Source organism: Flavobacterium sp. FlaQc-48, from assembly GCF_044007335.1.
Taxonomy (GTDB): domain Bacteria; phylum Bacteroidota; class Bacteroidia; order Flavobacteriales; family Flavobacteriaceae; genus Flavobacterium.
The window spans coordinates 94,825-114,492 of the sequence record NZ_JBIPCR010000001.1; the positions used below are offsets into that span (position 1 = coordinate 94,825).

17 protein-coding genes are annotated in these 19,668 nt (G+C 35.3%); 9 read left to right on the forward strand and 8 right to left on the reverse strand.

Annotated elements, in window-relative coordinates:
• Positions 1-8 precede the first annotated feature (8 nt).
• The 6 genes from ACHRWY_RS00345 to ACHRWY_RS00370 all read left to right on the forward strand — a co-directional run bounded on the left by ACHRWY_RS00345 (position 9) and on the right by ACHRWY_RS00370 (position 8,402).
• On the forward strand, positions 9-2,291 hold the full coding sequence (locus ACHRWY_RS00345) for a DUF5074 domain-containing protein (RefSeq protein ID WP_395351402.1): 2,283 nt from the start codon (positions 9-11) through the stop codon (positions 2,289-2,291).
• A gap of 794 nt (positions 2,292-3,085) precedes the next feature.
• On the forward strand, positions 3,086-4,426 hold the full coding sequence (locus ACHRWY_RS00350; protein ID WP_395351404.1) for a TolC family protein: 1,341 nt from the start codon (positions 3,086-3,088) through the stop codon (positions 4,424-4,426).
• A 10-nt stretch (positions 4,427-4,436) separates the two neighbouring features.
• Positions 4,437-5,693 (forward strand): efflux RND transporter periplasmic adaptor subunit, encoded by a 1,257-nt coding sequence (locus ACHRWY_RS00355; RefSeq protein ID WP_395351406.1) that lies wholly within the window; start codon positions 4,437-4,439, stop codon positions 5,691-5,693.
• Positions 5,694-5,913: 220 nt separating this feature from the next.
• Positions 5,914-6,675: an ABC transporter ATP-binding protein gene (locus tag ACHRWY_RS00360; RefSeq protein ID WP_395351408.1), complete on the forward strand. Its 762-nt coding sequence runs from the start codon at positions 5,914-5,916 to the stop codon at positions 6,673-6,675.
• Positions 6,662-7,882: an ABC transporter permease gene (locus ACHRWY_RS00365; protein ID WP_395351410.1), complete on the forward strand. Its 1,221-nt coding sequence runs from the start codon at positions 6,662-6,664 to the stop codon at positions 7,880-7,882. Before ACHRWY_RS00360 ends, ACHRWY_RS00365 begins: the two co-directional genes overlap by 14 nt.
• 91 nt (positions 7,883-7,973) lie before the next feature.
• Complete coding sequence (locus tag ACHRWY_RS00370; RefSeq protein ID WP_395351411.1) at positions 7,974-8,402, forward strand: MgtC/SapB family protein; 429 nt, start codon at positions 7,974-7,976, stop codon at positions 8,400-8,402.
• Positions 8,403-8,529: 127 nt separating this feature from the next.
• Here ACHRWY_RS00370 and ACHRWY_RS00375 read toward each other — a convergent pair whose 3' ends face one another.
• From ACHRWY_RS00375 to ACHRWY_RS00385, 3 genes are all read right to left on the reverse strand, one after another.
• Positions 8,530-9,450 carry a phytanoyl-CoA dioxygenase family protein gene (locus tag ACHRWY_RS00375; RefSeq protein WP_395351413.1) on the reverse strand — a complete coding sequence of 307 codons (921 nt, stop codon included), beginning with the start codon at positions 9,448-9,450 and terminating at the stop codon, positions 8,530-8,532.
• A gap of 28 nt (positions 9,451-9,478) precedes the next feature.
• Positions 9,479-10,042, reverse strand: coding sequence for a contractile injection system tape measure protein (locus ACHRWY_RS00380; RefSeq protein WP_395351415.1), 564 nt, complete (start codon positions 10,040-10,042; stop codon positions 9,479-9,481).
• A gap of 134 nt (positions 10,043-10,176) precedes the next feature.
• Positions 10,177-10,779: a GNAT family N-acetyltransferase gene (locus tag ACHRWY_RS00385; protein WP_395351417.1), complete on the reverse strand. Its 603-nt coding sequence runs from the start codon at positions 10,777-10,779 to the stop codon at positions 10,177-10,179.
• Between the two features lie 83 nt (positions 10,780-10,862).
• Here ACHRWY_RS00385 and ACHRWY_RS00390 point away from each other — a divergent pair, with 83 nt between their 5' ends.
• Together ACHRWY_RS00390 and ACHRWY_RS00395 are read left to right on the forward strand one after the other, a co-directional pair.
• On the forward strand, positions 10,863-11,447 hold the full coding sequence (locus tag ACHRWY_RS00390; protein WP_395351418.1) for a Crp/Fnr family transcriptional regulator: 585 nt from the start codon (positions 10,863-10,865) through the stop codon (positions 11,445-11,447).
• Between the two features lie 87 nt (positions 11,448-11,534).
• The gene (locus ACHRWY_RS00395) at positions 11,535-12,635 is read left to right on the forward strand and encodes an SDR family oxidoreductase (RefSeq protein ID WP_395351420.1); all 1,101 of its coding nucleotides are present in this window, start codon (positions 11,535-11,537) and stop codon (positions 12,633-12,635) included.
• A 207-nt stretch (positions 12,636-12,842) separates the two neighbouring features.
• Here ACHRWY_RS00395 and ACHRWY_RS00400 read toward each other — a convergent pair whose 3' ends face one another.
• From ACHRWY_RS00400 to ACHRWY_RS00420, 5 genes are all read right to left on the reverse strand, one after another.
• Positions 12,843-14,384 (reverse strand): hypothetical protein, encoded by a 1,542-nt coding sequence (locus tag ACHRWY_RS00400; RefSeq protein WP_395351421.1) that lies wholly within the window; start codon positions 14,382-14,384, stop codon positions 12,843-12,845.
• 434 nt (positions 14,385-14,818) lie between these two features.
• The gene (locus ACHRWY_RS00405) at positions 14,819-15,556 is read right to left on the reverse strand and encodes a hypothetical protein (RefSeq protein ID WP_395351423.1); all 738 of its coding nucleotides are present in this window, start codon (positions 15,554-15,556) and stop codon (positions 14,819-14,821) included.
• A 265-nt stretch (positions 15,557-15,821) separates the two neighbouring features.
• Positions 15,822-16,229, reverse strand: a complete 408-nt coding sequence (locus tag ACHRWY_RS00410) for a hypothetical protein (RefSeq protein ID WP_395351425.1) — start codon at positions 16,227-16,229, stop codon at positions 15,822-15,824.
• A 254-nt stretch (positions 16,230-16,483) separates the two neighbouring features.
• Positions 16,484-17,605, reverse strand: coding sequence for an FAD-dependent monooxygenase (locus ACHRWY_RS00415; protein WP_395351427.1), 1,122 nt, complete (start codon positions 17,603-17,605; stop codon positions 16,484-16,486).
• 79 nt (positions 17,606-17,684) lie between these two features.
• The gene (locus tag ACHRWY_RS00420) at positions 17,685-18,557 is read right to left on the reverse strand and encodes a helix-turn-helix domain-containing protein (RefSeq protein ID WP_395351429.1); all 873 of its coding nucleotides are present in this window, start codon (positions 18,555-18,557) and stop codon (positions 17,685-17,687) included.
• A 347-nt stretch (positions 18,558-18,904) separates the two neighbouring features.
• Between ACHRWY_RS00420 and ACHRWY_RS00425 the strand changes: the two genes are divergently transcribed.
• A complete protein-coding gene (locus ACHRWY_RS00425; protein ID WP_395351431.1) occupies positions 18,905-19,555 on the forward strand; it encodes a GNAT family N-acetyltransferase in 651 nt (216 codons plus the stop codon).
• Positions 19,556-19,668: the final 113 nt, after the last annotated feature.

Genomic DNA, 19,668 nt, shown 5'->3' on the forward strand with positions numbered 1-19,668 from the left:
ATTATAATATGAAAAAAAATTACCTTTTACTACTACTATTGTTTTTTACGTTTCTGACCAGGGCACAAGTATCAGTCCAGGGTGTCCCCAGAACTGATATAAAACAAAAGACAACACTTAAAAGCAGTACGAAAAAAAGCGTTGCCAGCCCCACAACTTTTGACGACGTTCAATTTTGGGTAGGAACCGGCTCCAACAAAGCAGTATTGGGAATACAATGGAATGACGATAAAGGCTCTGATCCTTTAATCTGGGGTTTTAAATGGGATGGCCAGGCCACGGGTGAAGATATGCTGAAAGCTATATTGAAAGCTGATCCCCGTTTTTTTTCTTTGCTTTATCAGGGCACACAGTTTGGATCAGCGATTGGAGGACTGGGATTTGATCTGAATGGAGCAAATACAAACGGACTTTATAAAGATGCCAACGTAACCTATCCTTATTATTCTTTAAGTGGCATTATTAATTCCTCTTCTTACGATTTTGATCATTATACAGCTATAGATCCCGCCGATCACTGGCAATCCGGATGGTATCAGGGATATTGGGTTTATAATGTCAGAGATTCTGCTGAGGATGATTTTGCTTATTCAGGTTTAGGAGCCAGCAGTCGTGTTTTAGAAAATGGTTCCTGGGATGTTTGGAATTATGCTCCATTGATGAATCAGCCTCCTGTTTCAGAAACATTCACTCCGGTAACACCGTATGTTGCGGCAACAGATTATACCAATGGTTTTTTTATAGTAAACGAAGAATGGTTCGGACACACAAATGGATCTGTAAATTTTGTGAATAATGACGGGAATATTAATTATCGAATTTATAGTACGGCTAACGACAATAAGGCTTTTGGGGCCACTACGCAATACGGAACAATCTATGGAGATAAATTTTATTTCATTTCAAAACAGGCGAAAGACGGTGGAGACACTAAATATACCCCAGGTGGAAGATTAGTTGTTGCGGACGCAAAAACAATGCAAAAAATTGCTGCATTTGATGTTATTGGTGGAGGAGACGGACGTTCTTTTATCGGGATCAATGAAACAACAGGTTATATTGGTGCTTCAAACGGAATTTTTCTTTTTGACATTGCCAACATGAAGGTAGGAAGTTTGATACCTGCAACAGGTGGCGGAAGCCAGTATTCCGGACAAATAGGAAACATGATTCGTACTTCTCAATATGTATTTGCGGTAAAACAGACTGCAGGAATTTTGATAATAGATCCCAATACTAATACCGTGATTAAGACTATTTCCGGTGCATTCCATTCGGTTGTTCAGGCAAAAGACGGAAGTGTTTGGGGAATCCAGAATCAAAAATTAATCAATATCGATGCAACAACTTTTGCAGTAACAGAATATGCAATTCCTACCACCAAATATTTAGGATCATGGGGCGCATGGAATGCAGGAAGTTTTACTTACAGTAATCAACAGAACGCTTTGTACTGGATCAATTCTATTAATAGTTTTAATTCAGGAATACAAATTGTCAAATTTGATATTACTTCTAAAACGTTCAATGAAAATTTTGCAACTATTCCGGGACAAACAGGAACTTACAAGCAAATTCCTTATGGCGCTGCATTACGTATTGATCCGGTTTCTGATCATTTAATTATTAATACAACAGAAAGCGGTTTTGGAGCACATTACCAAAAAAACTGGATACATACCTTTGATAATACAGGAAATTTAACCAATACTAAAATCTTAGATGACTATTATTGGTTTCCGGCTGTAACAGTTTTCCCTGATAATGCGGCTCCGGTAATAAGTAGTACTTTGCCTTCGCAGGTTTCCGTAAATAATCCAACTGTAATTGATTTAAAAACGGTTGTTTCAGATGACGATAATTTAGCAGCAGCAATTGTAAAAACAGTAAAATCAAATAGCGATACAGCGGTAGTTTTGGCAGTTGTAAATAGTAACGATGAACTGGTTTTGACCCCTAAAACTTCAGGTGATGCGACAGTCGTGATAAGTTTTAATTCTAACGGAAAAGTAGTTGAAAAATCAATTACAGTTAATGCATCAACTAATTTAGGAACAGGTGATTTTACAAAGGTCAAATTGGCCATTTATCCTAATCCGGTTTCAGAAGTTTTAAACATCCAAACTGAAGATCAGGTGGTGCATGTTACGGTTTATGATGTTTCAGGAAAAACAATTCCTGCTTCCGTTAATAACAATCAAATCAACGTAAGTTCTTTTATGAAAGGAATGTACATCATTAATGTGGTGACTGACAGAGCCAATTATGTACAGAAATTCATTAAGGATTAATGAAATAATTCATCTTTAAAATAAACTACAATCCCCTCTTTACTAATTTGAGAAAGAGGGGATTTTTTTTTAAGTTTATAAACACTTTAAAGAGCCTCCAGAAAAGCAATATAATCTTTGGTGCTTTTTTCGATTCTTTCTTCTCGTCAGGATATAAACCATACAAATCATGCACCGTATAAAATGGTCAGGATATTGATGCAATTCCTGTATCCATCTTTTGGGCGCTTCCTTGTTTCTTCCGTTTTTACCCTTATTGCCCAAACAGATTTTATTGACCAATCTCCTGACCGGTTTTCCTGAAATGGCAATCGCAACCTATATCATTTCTGCTGAAATTGTAAAACATAAGTTTTATAAAGTAATGATGAAGAAACATCGAAAATACCGTTAACTATTTCTATCCTAACAGGTTTTTAAAACCTGTTAGGTATCATAATCAGTATTTCCGTTTCGCTGTTCAATTAATTATACTAACTAATAAGATTATTTATCGGTAACGTTTGATCATGAGAAATCAATCAGAATACCTGACAGGTTTTTAAAACCTGTTAGGATAACGGAATAAGATTTATTAGAGTTAATTTATACTTTATTTAAGATTAAAATGGGATTTACTTCGATAAAAGTGTTAAAATAATTGTTATATTTGATATGGTTATTCGTTTTATCTACCATTATTAGGAATACCGTACCAAATCCCCTTTTTAATCAATCCACAATACGCTTAAAGCATTTTTATTATCTAATACTCAGGTTACAATTTATTTTTTTAATTTAAATTAAATTCAGGTATGAGGTCATTTATGATAAATACTTTAATGGTGATTTTGATTGCTCAATGCGCCCGGGTTTCTGCACAAACGATTGAACAAAATCAGTTGCCAACAGTATGGAGTCTGGAACAATGTATTGTTTATGCTAAACAGCAAAACATTCAGATTAACACCTTACGCTTAACAACAAAAGCTACAGAACAGGATTTATTGTTATCTAAAGCAGCAAAACTTCCTAATCTGACAGGGAGCGCCTCGCAAACGTTTACTAATGCCAAAAATGCAGATTTGGTGGTTGGCGGTTTTCAGACGCAAGCCAGTTTTGCCGGGAATTATGCTTTAAATTCGTCGATGGTTTTATACAACGGCGGTTATCTGAATAATGATATAAAACAAAAAGAATTATTCACGAAATCGGCTCAGTTTAATGCCGAAGCCGCTGAGAACGACATCACAATTCAAATCACACAATCGTATCTGACGATTCTTCTTGCTAAAGAGAACAACGTGTATCTGAATGAGATTTTAGAAACTTCTAAAGCACAACTCAAATTAGGAGAATTAAAATACAATGCCGGAAGTATTGCCAAAAAAGACTTTGTCTTCCTCAAAGCACAAGTAGCCACAGACAATTATAATTTAATTGCTTCTCAGAACAACGAACGCCAAAATACGCTGACCTTAAAACAATTATTACAGCTTCCGTCAGGTTATAACCTGAACATTCAGAAGCCGGAAACCTTAGAAGCTGCTTTTCCCGTAATCAATTTAGAAGAGGCCCAAAAAATAGCTTTAGAACAAAGACCCGAAATAAAGAGCAGTCAGTTAGAAAAAGAGGCCGCTGATTTAGAATTACAAAAATCCAAAGCAAGTTTTTTACCAACACTCAGCGCCAGCGGAACTTTGGCTTCCGGATATTCTGATAATCAAAAAACACCATATCCTGCGCAAGTAGACAATAATTTCTACCAGCGTTTAGGACTTTCCTTAACTATTCCGGTATTCAATAACAGAGTAGCAAAAACAGGTGTCGAAAAATCAAAAATTGCAATCGACCAGTCTAAACTGGATCTTACGAATACAGAAACAGTACTTTCTCAAAAAGTAGAGCAGGCCTATATTAATGTAATGAATGCACAGTCTCAGTTTACGGCTGCCCAGGAACAGCTCGATGCTAATACCGAAAATTATCGTATTGCCAATGAACAATTAAGGCTGGGAGGTATTAGTACCGTAGATTATCTGCTGGAAAAGAATTTATACATTCAGGCATTTCAGAATTTTATTCAGTCGAAATACAATGCCGTAGTGAGTTTAAAAATATACGATTTCTATAAAGGAGATCCAATCAAACTATAAAAAGAGCAAAATGAAAAAAAGTAAATTAATAATCATTATCATCATTGGGTTGTTACTTATAGGATGCATAGGATACTTTATTTTTCATAAGGATGGTAATAAAGTAACACTGATTACCGAGAAACCGCATTACGGAGATATCGCAACGAGTGTGACCGCCACCGGAAAAATTCAGCCTGTAGACACCGTTGCAGTAGGAACACAGGTTTCCGGTACGATACAAAAGGTATTTGTGGATTTTAATTCGGTAGTAAAAAAAGGAGAATTACTCGCACAAATAGACCAGTCGTTGTTGCTGGCACAAGTACAGCAGATTACAGCCAATCTGCAATTATCAAAAAACAACCTGAGCTACCAGCAGTCTAATTTTAACAGACAAAGCGAATTGTATAAAGCAGGAGGAATCAGCAGAGCCGATTATGAAACCGCAAGGAACCTGTATGATGTTGCAAAAGACAACGTAAACAGTGTTGCAGCACAATTGCGGTCCGTACAAAAAAGCCTTTCGTTTACCAATATTTTTTCGCCAATTGACGGTACTGTTTTATCCAGAAAAGTGAGCGAAGGACAAACTGTAGCAGCAAGTTTAAATACACCAACTTTATTTAGTATTGCAAAAGATCTCACTAAAATGCAGGTGCAGGCTTCTGTAGATGAAGCCGATGTCGGGAATGTAAAAGTGGGAGAAAGTGCCAGTTTTACCGTAGATGCTTTTCCGGATGATGTGTTTAAAGGAACCGTGATCGAAGTGCGGCTGCAACCCACAATTTCTTCAAATGTTGTGACGTATACCACCATTATAAATGCGCCAAATGATGATTTAAAACTCAAGCCCGGAATGACTGCTAATATTATTATTTATACCAATGAAGTAAAAAATGCATTGCTCATTTCAGCAAAAGCAATTGCTTTTCAGCCGGATTCGACTTTAGGAAAACAATTTAAAATAAGAAAATTGTCTTTAGGAAATCATAAAGGCAATCCTAAAAGTAAATATGGAACTAACGCACAATCCAATACTAAAGTTCCGGATAGCAGTATCGATCGTAAAAAAGCCATTGTATGGAAAAAAGTAGGAGATTCTATCATTCCAAAACACATACGAATAGGATTGGATGATGATATTAATGTGCAGATCATAAAAGGAATTACAGCACAAGACGAAATTATTACCGGAGTTAATGCATCCAAACAATCAAAAGGCGCCAAAGCAGCAGATTCAAGTCCGTTTATGCCAAAACGTGGAGGCGGCGGTGGAAAAAGATAAAACATCAAATAAATATAATTCGTGATCTTTTATGTTAACACATGGAACGGTTTTATTTATAAAAAAGGAAATAAAGAGAAATATATTTCTTGTACACAGTTATCTGATGTGTGTTTAAAAAAATGAAGCGCCTTATTTGAGTTGTAAAATCTATGTATCTATGTGTTAAAATATTTATGCCCAACGTATTAAATACATTTAGAACAAAAAATAAATTGTAATGGGAAAAAAGATTCTTGAAATACAAGACCTGAAAAGAGAATTCACCATGGGATCTGAAACCGTCAGAGCCTTAAAAGGAATTTCTTTTGATGTTATGGAAGGCGAATTCCTGACCATTATGGGAAGCAGCGGTTCCGGAAAAACAACCTTACTTAATATTTTAGGCTGTCTGGACAAACCATCAGACGGAAATTATTTTTTAGATGGAGTAAATGTCAAATCATTGTCTAAAAACGAATTGGCAGCGCTTAGAAATACCAAGATTGGTTTTATTTTTCAATCGTATAATCTTCTGGCGCGTACATCGGCCATAGAAAACGTAGAACTCCCGTTATTGTATAATTCAGGTGTTTCTACAAAAGAAAGACGGGAAAGAGCCATTAATGCCTTAGAAGCCGTAAAACTAGCCGATCGTCTGGATCACTTTCCTAATCAGCTTTCCGGAGGACAGCAACAGCGTGTCGCGATTGCAAGGGCATTAGTAAACGATCCGGTGATGATTCTTGCCGATGAAGCAACAGGAAACCTTGATACCAGAACATCCTACGAAATCATGGCTTTAATACAAGAATTGAATACACAGGGAAAAACAATCATTTTTGTTACCCACGAACCGGATATTGCTGCTTTTAGCAACAGGACCGTTACGCTCCGGGACGGAAAAATCATGAAAGATTTTAATAACCAAAACATAAAATCGGCCAAACAAATGCTGGCAGATTTTCATGTAGATGAAGATTATAAATATGAAAATAGCTAATCTTTTTCTAATCGCCTTAAAGGCTTTGCGCCGCAATAAACTTCGCGCGTTGCTCACCATGCTAGGGATCATTATTGGTGTGGCTTCTGTAATTGCCATGGTAGCCATTGGGCAGGGGTCTAAAAAAAGTATTCAGGATCAATTGTCCAGTATGGGATCGAATATGATTACGATTCGGCCAAACAGTAATGTTACTGCCGGGGCACGTCTGGATATTTCGAGTGTACAAACGCTCACGCTTAATGATGTAGAAGCCCTTAAAAAAGAATCAAAATATCTTAACGCCATTTCTCCCGCAGTATCCAGTAAAGGACAGGCAATCAATGGAGCTTTGAACTGGCCTACAAGCATGCAGGGCGTAAGTGTCGATTACCTCAAAATCAGGGACTGGCCGCTAAAAGAAGGAATTGCGTTTCGGGAATCAGATGTGCATACGGCCAATAAAGTATGTTTAATTGGTCAGACTGTAGTCGATAATATTTTTCCGTACGGCGTAGATCCGATAGGGCAGATTATCCGTTTTAATAAAATTCCGTTCAGGATTATCGGGGTTTTAGAATCCAAAGGAGAAAATGCATTTGGACAAGATCAGGACGATATTATTATTGCGCCTTACAGTACGGTTCAAAAAAGAATTACAAACTCGATTTATCTTCAAAATATTTATACCTCAACTGTAGATGAAAGTCAGACACAACTGGCAACAGATGAAATAGAAGAAATTATGCGTACCGCACATCGATTGAAAGCAAAAGACGAAGATGATTTCTCTGTAAGAACACAAGCCGAATTAATCAATACCTTTAGTTCTACCAGTCAGTTATTGACGGTATTGCTAACTGCTATATCCGGAATTTCGTTATTAATTGGCGGAATCGGCATTATGAATATTATGTATGTTTCGGTTACGGAACGAACCAAAGAAATCGGATTGCGTATGTCTATTGGAGCCAACGGAAGAGACATTTTACTGCAATTTCTGGTCGAAGCGATATTAATCAGTTTAACGGGCGGATTAATTGGGATTGTATTAGGAATAGTAGCTTCTGAACTAATCCAGTTCTTTTTGCACTGGCCTACTTTAATTTCAGAATCCTCAGTGATCCTTTCCTTCTTGGTTTGTGCGATAACAGGTATTTTCTTTGGGTATTATCCGGCATTAAAAGCATCCAAACTGGATCCTATCGAAGCGTTACATTTTGAATAATAGTATTATATTTAATGTTTTGAAATCTTCTTATCAGAAATGATAGTTTTGATGAAAAAGCAACTATTTTAAACATATAAAAGTTATAATTTTGAGTACAACAGAATTTTTCACCCGAATCGTAATCGCTTTATTTGCCGGATTAATTATAGGTTTTGAAAGACAATGGCATCATAAAGAAACCGGTTTAAAAACCAATATGCTTGTCGCTACAGGAGCGGCAACGTTTGTATTGTTATCCATAAAAGTGGCAGCAAGCGCACCCAATATTGATGTAACCCGTATTACGGCACAAGTCGTTATGGGCGTTGGTTTTCTGGGAGCCGGAGTCATTTTTAGGGAAGGACCAAACGTACACGGATTAAATTCTGCGGCCACAATATGGTGCAGTGCCGCTATTGGATGTATTGCTGCTTCCGGGTATTTCATCGAAGCTTTGATCTGTACTGCTCTGGTAACTATCGTGAATACTGTTCTGGAACCCGTAGAAAAATGGATGAGGAATAGAAAGTCAGAGTGACGAGTGACGAGTGAAGAATAAAGATTAAAGATGAAAGAATAAAGAATAAAGAGGAAAGAGTGAAGATGAAAGATTAAAGATTAAAGATGAAAGAATAAAGATGAAAGAGTGAAGAATAAACCTATTATCAGATCCATTCTCCTGAATTATTATAATCATTGGGCAAATACGTAAGATACTGAACCATTCTCGGGCTTTTACCTCTGTTGGGTGTTGCACAATGCGGTAATAAATTACTCCAGATTATAAAATCACCTGCGTTACCAATGATGGGTTGCGGCTGTAATGTTTCAATAGCGAAATCTCTTGCATTTTCGTTGAGATCGAGGTTATCCAGCCATTGATTTATTTCATTATGAAAGCCCGGAACACAATGAAAAGCACCGTCATCAGGGCCGCAATCAGTAAGATAGAGTAGTCCCTGAAGCGCGAATGTAAAAGGTCGTTTTAGACTGGTATCCCAGTGAAGCGGACTTCCTATAAAAGTAAACTGTTCTGTTTCAGGAGGGTTAAAACTTACCTTGTCAATAGTTTTGTAAAGATCGGTTGTTTTATAAAGTTGTTCGTATGCTTTTTTTATCGTTGGGGAAAATCGGTTTCGGTTTAAGGTTTCATGATCAGAAAAATTAAGCATCAGTCCCTTTTGATCCTGATGTCTTTTATACCATGTTTCTTTTTTACCGGGATCCATTTCCAGAAAATCCCAAATAGCTTGTTGCGTACTTTCACAATCTTTTTCTGAAATGGCATTTTTTATAACTATGTAACCGTTTTTATCCCAAAATTGCAAATCTTCTGCTGAGAGAACATTAGCTGTGAAATTATTGTCTTGAGTATTCAGGCTTCTTTGCCTTTTATTGATCCAAATTTTAAAATTCTCAAAATCAGGTTTTTCAAAGTAAAGAAACTGTAGCGTCTCTTCCATACCAATCCCTAATTGATATAAGGTTTTAATTTCCAGGTTCCAGGTTTGGTTATTATCGGCAGCAGGCATGTTGGAAGGATGTACAGCGCGTTTCCATAGTTGTTCCAGAATAGTCCAGGGCATATTTATGTAATTTTCAATTTGTTTTTAATTATAACCAATTCACATGTAAAGGCTTGCTCATCCAGGGATATCTTACTATCGAAAAATAAAAACTAGATTTACTAAGCAATACATCATAAGCTTTTCTTTGTACAGTAAGTTCCCATCTGTCTTCCAGTTCTAAAAGACTTCCATCCCTGATAAGCCAATTAGCCCTAAAACCGTCTATAGAAGAATTTCCAATTTCAGACCAATGACCAATTGCAGCATATAACAGTCCGTTTATAAGTGCTTTATTTTCTTCCGGAATTTCGATTTCATCAGGAATAATCTCGTTTATAGAAAAACCGCATAAAACTTTATTCAGGAATAAATAGTTTTGATCTGTACCTGCTAATCCAGTGATCAGATATTGCAACGAGTGTACGGCTTTTATTTGATTTTCTAAACTGGTAAATCTTTGTTTCTCAGTCAATTTAAGTCGTTGAAAGAGTATGTCTATAAAACCACTTACAAGTACAAATCCGGCATTGTGAACGGGAATGTCTTTTTTTATTGAAGTGAGGTGATTGTTAGATTGTTGTATTGCTTCATTTTTAGAAAGTGTCCCCATCTTAGTTTGTTTAGATTAACTTAATTTGTGCAAATTCAAAATAAATTTACAGCTCTTTTATTAATCCTATACGGGTATTTATACCTGATTTTCGATTTTATTTGCAATATGTTACTAATTCATTCTTAGGAATTTTAGTAAACAATAGTTTTATTTTTTAAAGTATAAGTCACCAGGTTTTTTATGTTTTTATGAGTATTATTATATTTTTTGTCTTCCGGTTCAAAATTTAATTTTTTAAGTAATGCTACAGAATGAATGTTATCTGAGGATGGAAATGCAGTTATCATTTTGGCTTTTATTTCTTCAAACGCATATGTTATGGTCTTTTTTATAGCTTCACCCATTATTCCTCTGCCTTGAAAAGCAGGCTGCATCTCATATCCAATTTCAACAATTTCATTTTCAGGATCAAAATTCCACAGGCAGATACAGCCGATTAAATCATTGTTTTCTTTTAAACTGATGACCCAGTAGATGCATTCATTTTGATGGATTAAATTTTGTATTTTAAGGATATAATCCTTTGCTTTTTCTACAGTAGATGAATTGTCTCTTCCTACAAAGGCATTTACAATTTCATCAGAACGCAGTTGGTGAATTAAATCAGCATCAGTTTTTTCAATATTTCGAAGTACTAACCTTTCTGTTGTAAGCTTTGGGAAATTTTTAAAATCCAATACCATTTTTAATGCTTTTAAATTGTTTACAGATGTAGTGAAAATATTCGTGATCACGCTATTTTTTCAGATTACGAAAGTTAAAAAATAAATAACATACATTTGTTATGCTTCATCATTCACAAAGAAAAATAATTCAGATGTACGATATAATTTTCAGGCATATTGAAGAAAAAGTCACCCTGACACCAGCAGAAAAGCAACTTATACAGACTTTTTTTAAATTTAAAAAAGTAAGGAAAAAGCAATTTGTAGTGGTAGAAGGGCATCTTTGTACCTATATGACTTTTGTTTCAAAAGGACTTTTAAAAGCGTATAATGTTGATGATAAAGGCCATCAGCATATCAACCAGTTTTCACCCGAAGGATGGTGGACATCAGATATGAGCAGCTTTTTTAGCGGAGGAATTTCTTTTTATAGTATTGATGCCATGGAAGACTCAGAAGTACTGGTTATTACAAGGGAAGATTTCGAAAATTTAACCATTCAGGTTCCTGTAATGGATCGCTATTTTCGTTTGCTTTTTCAAAATAGCCTGATTACGAAAGAAAGAAGATTAATCAGTTCCCATATTCATACTGCCGAAGAAAAATACAAGCATATTGTAGAAAACAATCCTGATTTAATGAAACGGATACCACAAAATTTGCTGGCTTCTTATCTGGGGCTTTCAGCTGAAACACTGAGCAGATTAAAAAAGAATGTGGTAATCAAAACGAAATAGTTGATCTGGGTCAATTGAATTTCTTGTTTTAAGTCATCGTTTTGCACTGCGTTTTGGGAGTAATTTTGATAAAAAATTAAACCTCTTATGGATTCTCAAAAATTATCGATGCAAAAAACAGCAAATTATACAGCCTTAGTAGTAGGGGCAACCGGTATTGCCGGAAGTAATCTGGCCGCAAAATTACTGGAAAACAGATGGACAGTTTATGGGCTTTCCCGAAACCCCAAAAATGATATTAAAGGTTTACAGCCAATTGCTGCAGATTTACTTCTTACCGAATCATTAACGAATGCCTTAATGGATGTTGCGCCAACACATGTCTTTTTTACAACATGGATGCGTAATGATACCGAAGAAGAAAATATCAGGGTCAACAGTGCCATGATTCGAAATTTATTAAACGTTTTATCAGCTAAAAAATCTGTAAAACATGTATCATTGGTAACAGGTTTAAAACATTATCTGGGCCCTTTTGATGCTTATGCCAAAGCAGGAACTTTGCCCGAAACCCCATTAAGAGAGGAGCAACCCCGTTTAGATATTCCTAATTTCTATTATGCACAGGAAGACGAAGTATATGAAGCTGCTGCAAGGGATGGTTTTTCCTGGAATATACACCGACCACACACACTAATTGGGAACGCTATTGGGAATGCCATGAATATGGGGGCCACATTGGCTGTTTATGCCAGTATTTGTAAGCATGAAGGAACCCCGTTTATCTGGCCGGGTTCTGAAGCACAATGGAATGGTATATCCGATGTTACGGACGCAAAAGTGCTGGCAGATCAGATGATCTGGGCGGCAAATAATCCTGAAGCTCATAATACAGCTTTTAATAGTACCAATGGAGATGTTTTTCGATGGAAATGGCTTTGGCCAAAAATAGCAGCATGGTTTCAAATTGAATTTGAAGGATACCATGACACAATAAAACCGCTTGAAACAGTATTAGATAAAAAACAGGCTGTTTGGAGAGAAATCACAAAAGAAAATCAGCTAATAGAAGAAGATTTAAATCAGCTGGCCTCTGCCTGGCATACCGATCTGGATTTAGGGCGTCCTTTAGAAGTAATGACCGATATGTCACGAAGCAGAAAACTGGGTTTTACTGTTTATAAGGATACCAAAGATTCGTTTTTCGAATTATTCACTGAGTTGCGAAATGATCAAATAATACCTTGATGTTTTTTTTTGAATCTACATTTAAAGGACGGTTTTAAATCGTCCTTTTTTATCAAATTTTCGATACAAAAGAAACATTCCCGGAACAATCGTTTCTGATTTTTTGGCGGTACTGAATTCCCCATCTGGTCATGGCATGGCTGCTTAATATTCTAATTCACTGATAAAAAAAATGGGACAAAGAAAAACTTTGTCCCATTTTGTATTTTAATTGTCACAGAAAGATCCAATTTGCTGTAAATGTCTTTCGGTCTGGTATTTGTTAAAGTTATCCCATTTTGGCGGAAAGCTTGTTTTTTGTCCATACATCGCATCCAGGCAGATGTTGTTGTCTTTGTACAGATCATGTAAAACAGCCAGGATTTTAAAGAAAAATTCATCCAGCATGATAATAGCGTCAAATTCTGATTTTAATGTATCATAATGAGAATCTGATGGATTTAATAATTGAAGTAAATTTAAAACTTCGTTCTTTTCTTCCTCATTAATTTCAGTAGCATAACCCATTTTTAAGGTTTTAAAAACCAGATTGTTCCAGGCTTTACTGTCATGGCCCCATTGAACATCAGGCAAATTCAAAGAATGCTCACAGATTAAGATAATGGCAAAAAGCACATCATTTAAGTACTCAGCCGGAAACTCATCAAAACTTCTGAATTCAAAACCGCTTTGGTACATTTTCTCCTGATTAAAATCAAGACCAACTTCTGAAAGCATTTCATATTCCATATCTGTTTCAATCTGATCACGCCACCAAATTTTTTCTTCTTTTTCAAATTTCAGCAATTTTCTAAAATCGTCTACATTGTAGGTTAGAATTTTACCTTTTGGCATTGCCTTGTTGTAGGTTCCCACGCCAATATAACGAGACATGGCATTTCGCATTGAACCTAAAGTAAATTTTTTGTCGAGATTGTATTTATCACTGATTACGCCCATAATATCAGGGCTTCCAAGAGTTGCTATAAAGAAAGGTTCAAACCATTGCAGTAAATAAATGGCGTTGGCATGGGTTTTTTCAAAATCATTATAATCTACAATTCTGCTGTCTTCAGTTAATGAAGGCAGGGTAATGTGAAAATGATACGTTCCGTTATTGAACAAAACAAGGTTTTCCTGGTTGGTCATAAACATATTAAGCCCATTGTTATAATCCGGAAAATTTAATTTTCCGTTTAATACAGAAGATTCATTGATTTTATCCAGGAATAATTTTTTAGTTGCTTTTAATTCTTTGCAGGAATCAGCTATGGTTCTGTTTTCAAAATATTTGGTTACAAATTCAATAGAATCACCATCAAAATGTACAGAACCCATGGTTTTGTTTCTTTGGGTAATCATACTCTGAATGTTGTATGGCTGATCTTCAAGGAAAAGTTCCATAATCGATTTTCCAAGATATTCAGGATTTTCAGTAGGTTGAGCACTTACCTCACCGGTTTCAGTGTCAATTAATGGTTTTACCGGAGCAATTGTTTTGTGCTGATAATTAATATCGAGTTTCTCCAGCGAATGACTATTCATCATTCGGCTTACTTTGTAGTTTTCATTCAGCTCAAAAGCTTTTTTTAAAATAGGAGCTAAGCTTTCCGGTTTATAGCATTTTCTATAATCAATACTGTATTTCTCAAAACCAATTTTTTCTTGTATAAATTCACCAGAGACTATTAGGGATTCTTCAAATTGCATGTAGGTTTCGTTTTCTAATCCTATTCCCCAATAATATTTTTTTGTCTGATTGTCTTTCATTTATACTAATTGCTATTTTTATGGTTAATTAAGTCTTTAAAGTCATTATTTTTTACTCGAAAATACAAATCCAATCCGTTAAAATCAGAGACAGGAAACCTTATAACGGATTAAGCATACTGTTGCCTCCATTATAAAAGTTTTTAGTTTACTTTTAAAAATATAGGATTTTATATTTTAGAAATTTGGCACTTATATCGACTAAAAGACAGATTAAGAAGTAAAATTTTATAGTAGGGTTATAAAATTACTTTTGTTATTAATCGCTTTTATATCAATAAATTAAGTGCAAGGAAGGCTAAACTACAACTTTTGCTGTTCCTGTTTTTTCTAAGTTGCAAAAGTAGTGTTTTATTATATCATTTCCAAGTAGTTAACACGTTGAAAATCAATATTTTTTTTAGATGTTTGATAATCTGCTTAATTGCGTTTGTTTATTCGTGATAATAAAACACATAAGAGGAATATAGCTCATCGTTCCACCAGTCTTTTCTCACTTCTGCAAAGTAATTATAGTTCAGTTTTCCTGCTTGTGATTGCAGCGGATAAACAACAATACCATTCTCTCGACAGGCTTGATGTGAATCTGTTTCCGGAACAACAGGAACGATATGCCCGGAGAGTCCTTTTTCTCTTCTTTTGGCACAAATTATTCCTATTCCGCCGTTCTTGTTCACTTCATTTTGAATTTCATCAACAGTAAACATTCTTTTCCAGCCAAAACTAGCACCCCATTGCAAAAACCAGTCGTGTATGGCACTAGAATAAATGCGATCAACAGTTTGTTCAAAAACAGGCTCTACCTTTTGGCCCTGTAATACTTTTTCGAGCGATTCAGGTGTCCACCAAACCGTTGGGAGGTATACTTTAGCAAAATAGCAATAATCATAAGAGTAGACATTGCAATAGGTATCTTCTACCGTTCTTTGGTACCTGATATTGTTTTCAACGTCGAGTTTATCAATGAGTCGGTGAAGGCTTTCTTTTTTAGTATCGGAATTGGTCAGGTCTCTGTAAGGAATAGTAGAATCCATAAGAGGTTTTTCCTTCATTTCCATAGAATCTAATTGGGATTCCGGATCGGGTAATAAATCGGCTTTCTTTATTTGACTATTCGGTATTGGATTATCACCCAAAAGCAATGACGCTACTGATACTATATCTTTTTCCATTCTTGACTGCTTAAAAATGTTGGCTAAGGTTACATGAATTATCGGTTTGGATCATGTAATTTGGTTAACCAAAAAGTAAATATAGTTATTTTAAACTTTTTAAAGACTTATACGAAAAGACAAATTGTGAAAGATTTAGTATTGATTCCTCAAATGCCGAATTACGAAATCTGAAATTTAGCTATAAATAAATCCTTTAGCCGTTATTACGGCTAAAGGAAAAAGGATCATACTGGCAGTACTATTTTATATTATTACACTGCAATTAGGGTTCAAATTTTACATTACCATGATTAACAATTTCAGTTTCATGCCGGAATCCGTCATAAACATCAATAACCCATTTATCGTTTCTGAAAATAAAAGAAACAAATTTTCTATAATATTTATCATCATCAGAATAAATTTCTAAGTTGTGACCTTCAGTTGGGATATATTCAAAATCAAAACAATTTCTGTCATTGATATCATGTAAAATACCTTCAGCAGTTAAATTTCGTTCTAATGCAGCGTCAGGCATTCTTACCATTCCTTCCAGTCCGGAATAATAATGTCCGATATATTTTTTTAACGACCATTTATAAATAGCACCACTTTCGGTTCTGTTTTTTTGCCTGGTTCTTCTTGAATTTTTGTTATGAATAACAGTATTCAGGCACGAACACAATTTCATCTTTTTTCCCGTTTCGCACATTTCTCTAAGCTCGTGGTTTATTTCGTTTTATATCATGATCCTTAATCAAAATGATCATAAAGGGTATTTTTAACTGAACTAAAATACAATAAAATGCGATACGTTTATTAAAATAAAAATAGTTCAAGCCTATGTTAATAGCCAGACTTTTTAATTTATTAATGTTGTAAACGTGATTCAGAATAGGGCCTGGATGATGTTATGAACAGCTTTATTGCTTCTTATGGAGTAATTTATAAATTACTTTCTGTGTTTCTTTGACGGATAGCCTCTTCGGTTCGGGGAACCAGCATTTCTAATCCAAAACGTACTGCATTTGCCTGCACCTCTTCAATAAACGGACGAAAATTGTTATTGTAATCCTGAAATGCCTGTTCAAAATTTCCGTTGTGTTTTTCAAAAGCATCTGCCAATGCCGCTGCTCCGTCTATGGCGAGAGAACCCCCCATTCCGGCAGCCGGCGATGCACAATAAGCAGAATCTCCTACCAGAGCAATTCGGTTTTTTGTCCATGATGGCATTTTTATCTGGCAAAATTTATCAAAGTAAAAAGTTTTTGAATTTTGTACTTCTTGCAATAATTCGTTGGTTCTCCAGTTTTCGCCGACAAATTTTTCCAGGATAATTTTTCTTTGTTGTTCTTCATCGCGATAATCATAAAGCATTTCTTCTTCTGAACGAAAACAAAGAATGATATCGGTTTTATTATTATACGCATTAAGCATGATTGCTTTGTTAGGCACATTGTAGAGTTGTGCGGTATCTTCTTTGATCAGTAACTTGTTTACAATAGTAATAGAAAAATATTGCTGAAGAAAATGCATGTATTTACTTTCGTCACCAAACCAAAGTTTTCTTACCACTGAATGTATTCCGTCACAGCCAAATACCAGGTCAAATGTATCCTGAGCGCTATTTTTAAAATGAACTTGTATCTGCTCGTTTGTTTCGCTTAATGCTGTAATGCTGTCACTGAAAATAAGTTGAACATCATCTTTTATGGTATCAAATAAAATACGCAGCAATAGATCACGTTCAATTTCGCATTCCTCTTCCAGAATTTGTTCATCCTCATGTTCATGCGCCATAAACCCTTCTGTAACATCATTGGCATTTTTAAATTCCATGGTTCTTGGCTGGAGCCTGTTTGCCTTTATTTGCTCAAAAATGCCCATGCGCTTTACAATTTCTACAGTATTTCCGCGAACGTCAACAGGTGTACCACCCATCTTCAGGTCTTTTGCAACTTCGACAACGGTTACCTTGCAGCCTGATTTGTTCATCCAGTAAGCAGTTGAAAGTCCTGCAAAACTGGCACCTGAAATCAGTACTTTTTTATTTTTTAAATGTTCCATTTTTATATGATTTTAGATCCGGTACAAAGGAACATCGTAAAAAAAGGATAAAAAATAACCAATCAAAGTAAGTATTGGACTAATCGAGGTTTTTGTTTCGGAAAGCTAAGGCAGACATTCCTGTAACTTTGTTAAATAGTCGTGAAAAATAAGCAAAATCATCATAGCCTAATACTGTAGCAATCTCTTTTACTGATTTATCAGAATGAAAAAGCAATCGTTTGGCTTCTAAAATTACACGTTCCTGTATGTGATAGGAAACGGAATGTCCTGTTGCATTTTTGACACATTCATTTAAATAAGGGATAGAGATGTTTAGTTTTTGGGCATATCCGGCCGGGCGTTTGATCGTGGTGTACTGATCTTCTAATATTTCCCGGAAAGATTTGGTTATGACTTCAAATCTGGAAGCTTTTTCTGTCGATGGAGAATGTTTTAAATACTGTGAAATGGCTAATCCAACCAAAGCATTACAACTGTCTTTTAAGAAGGAATGGTATAACTTATCGCTTTTAAGTTCAGTAAATTGTATGTAAAGCGATACCGTTTCTGAAATAATAGAGAATGTATCTTTATCCAGAAGCAAGGGTTTTGCAGGAGTAATTTCTTTCAGTAATTTCAGATATTCAGGATTTAGGTTTTCATTATGGATTGCCCAGCAGCTCACAGTTATATTTTCGACTGTTTTTGTTTCATGCACCTGATCCGGATGGATGTAAATGATGGATGATGGCCTGATGGTATATTTTTGAAAATCTATCTCAATAGAAACAATTCCTTCTTCCAGTAAAAAGAAAGAATGAAGATCGTGCCGATGCGCCTGATTTTCTTCTTCAAAATTGATTTGATCTGCCATGCCTGCCTCATTAAAAGATAATCTTTCAATGACAATACCTGCATTAAAATCATCTGTCATGCGATTTACAGGGATAGATTTTATTTTTTTACGCATAGCTGTTCGTTCAGATGGTAAAGTTAGCTATTTGATTTGTTCTTTAGCGGTATTTGCTATTTTCAAAATCGAAAGGCTTTTTACAGGACAATTCAGGTTGTTCTGTTTCGTGATACAAGTGAAGCTTTTAGATTTTTTAGAATATAACTATTCAGATGATATCAAAATGAGAAGACCTTATCATTTTGATAGGAGTGTTTATAAGAACAAATTCTTCATAGTTAGTTCAAATCAAGGATAAACAGCTTGTACGATCAAAAGCTTTCGGTCATATCAGTATTGGTACAGGTTTGGATAAAGTGTTTTTCTATTTCAATTAAATAAAATTAGAAACACACTATATTAATATGAAAACCCCGGAAAACCCCATTAAATTTTCAGATAAAGATGTATTGTCAAGTACTCTCTTTGTAGCCAAAACAGCTTTACAGCCTAACAATCAGGAGTCTGAATTATCAAGGAATTTCACCATTGAAGTCACCAACGCCGAACATATTTTTTGGGTACAAGAAATTTGTGATGTTACATTATCATCTGCTTTAGCAAGAGGAACAGGAATCTCCGGACGCTCTCCTGAATCACTCAGGGAAAAAATAAAAAATGGTGAAGCGGTTATTGCTTTTGCATCAGATGGAAGATGGGCAGGTTTCTCTTTTATTTCTTCCTGGGATAATGGTCAATATGTTTCAAATTCCGGATTAATAGTAGCGCCACAATTTAGACATACCGGTCTTGCAAAAAGTATTAAAAGGAAAATTTTTGAGCTAAGCCGCGAAAAGTACCCAAAAGCAAAAATATTCAGCCTTACTACGGGGCTTGCGGTAATGAAAATGAATCATGAACTTGGTTTTGAACCCGTGACTTATTCAGAATTAACAAACAACGAGAATTTTTGGGAGAGTTGCAAGTCTTGTGTCAATTGTCCTGTTTTAATGAGTAAAGAAAGAAAAAATTGCTTGTGTACCGCGATGCTATATGATCCCACCAATCACCAGTAAGGGAATAATTTATTAAGTAAGAAGCTCAATTTTATCAGCACTCAAACCACAATGCAATAAAACTCAGTAGCTATAACTAGCTTTAATTGAGGTTTTAATGTTTTAATGTTTTG

What these genes read in the sequence shown, in the direction of transcription:
- ACHRWY_RS00355 (WP_395351406.1), top strand. Translation starts at nt 4,437, where the DNA reads ATGAAAAAAAGTAAATTAATAATCATTATCATCATTGGGTTGTTACTT.
- ACHRWY_RS00425 (WP_395351431.1), top strand. Translation starts at nt 18,905, where the DNA reads ATGAAAACCCCGGAAAACCCCATTAAATTTTCAGATAAAGATGTATTG.
- ACHRWY_RS00405 (WP_395351423.1), bottom strand. Translation starts at nt 15,556, where the DNA reads ATGGAAAAAGATATAGTATCAGTAGCGTCATTGCTTTTGGGTGATAAT.
- ACHRWY_RS00350 (WP_395351404.1), top strand. Translation starts at nt 3,086, where the DNA reads ATGAGGTCATTTATGATAAATACTTTAATGGTGATTTTGATTGCTCAA.
- ACHRWY_RS00345 (WP_395351402.1), top strand. Translation starts at nt 9, where the DNA reads ATGAAAAAAAATTACCTTTTACTACTACTATTGTTTTTTACGTTTCTG.
- ACHRWY_RS00415 (WP_395351427.1), bottom strand. Translation starts at nt 17,605, where the DNA reads ATGGAACATTTAAAAAATAAAAAAGTACTGATTTCAGGTGCCAGTTTT.
- ACHRWY_RS00400 (WP_395351421.1), bottom strand. Translation starts at nt 14,384, where the DNA reads ATGAAAGACAATCAGACAAAAAAATATTATTGGGGAATAGGATTAGAA.
- ACHRWY_RS00390 (WP_395351418.1), top strand. Translation starts at nt 10,863, where the DNA reads ATGTACGATATAATTTTCAGGCATATTGAAGAAAAAGTCACCCTGACA.
- ACHRWY_RS00395 (WP_395351420.1), top strand. Translation starts at nt 11,535, where the DNA reads ATGGATTCTCAAAAATTATCGATGCAAAAAACAGCAAATTATACAGCC.
- ACHRWY_RS00360 (WP_395351408.1), top strand. Translation starts at nt 5,914, where the DNA reads ATGGGAAAAAAGATTCTTGAAATACAAGACCTGAAAAGAGAATTCACC.
- ACHRWY_RS00375 (WP_395351413.1), bottom strand. Translation starts at nt 9,450, where the DNA reads ATGCCCTGGACTATTCTGGAACAACTATGGAAACGCGCTGTACATCCT.
- ACHRWY_RS00420 (WP_395351429.1), bottom strand. Translation starts at nt 18,557, where the DNA reads ATGCGTAAAAAAATAAAATCTATCCCTGTAAATCGCATGACAGATGAT.
- ACHRWY_RS00380 (WP_395351415.1), bottom strand. Translation starts at nt 10,042, where the DNA reads ATGGGGACACTTTCTAAAAATGAAGCAATACAACAATCTAACAATCAC.
- ACHRWY_RS00410 (WP_395351425.1), bottom strand. Translation starts at nt 16,229, where the DNA reads ATGAAATTGTGTTCGTGCCTGAATACTGTTATTCATAACAAAAATTCA.
- ACHRWY_RS00365 (WP_395351410.1), top strand. Translation starts at nt 6,662, where the DNA reads ATGAAAATAGCTAATCTTTTTCTAATCGCCTTAAAGGCTTTGCGCCGC.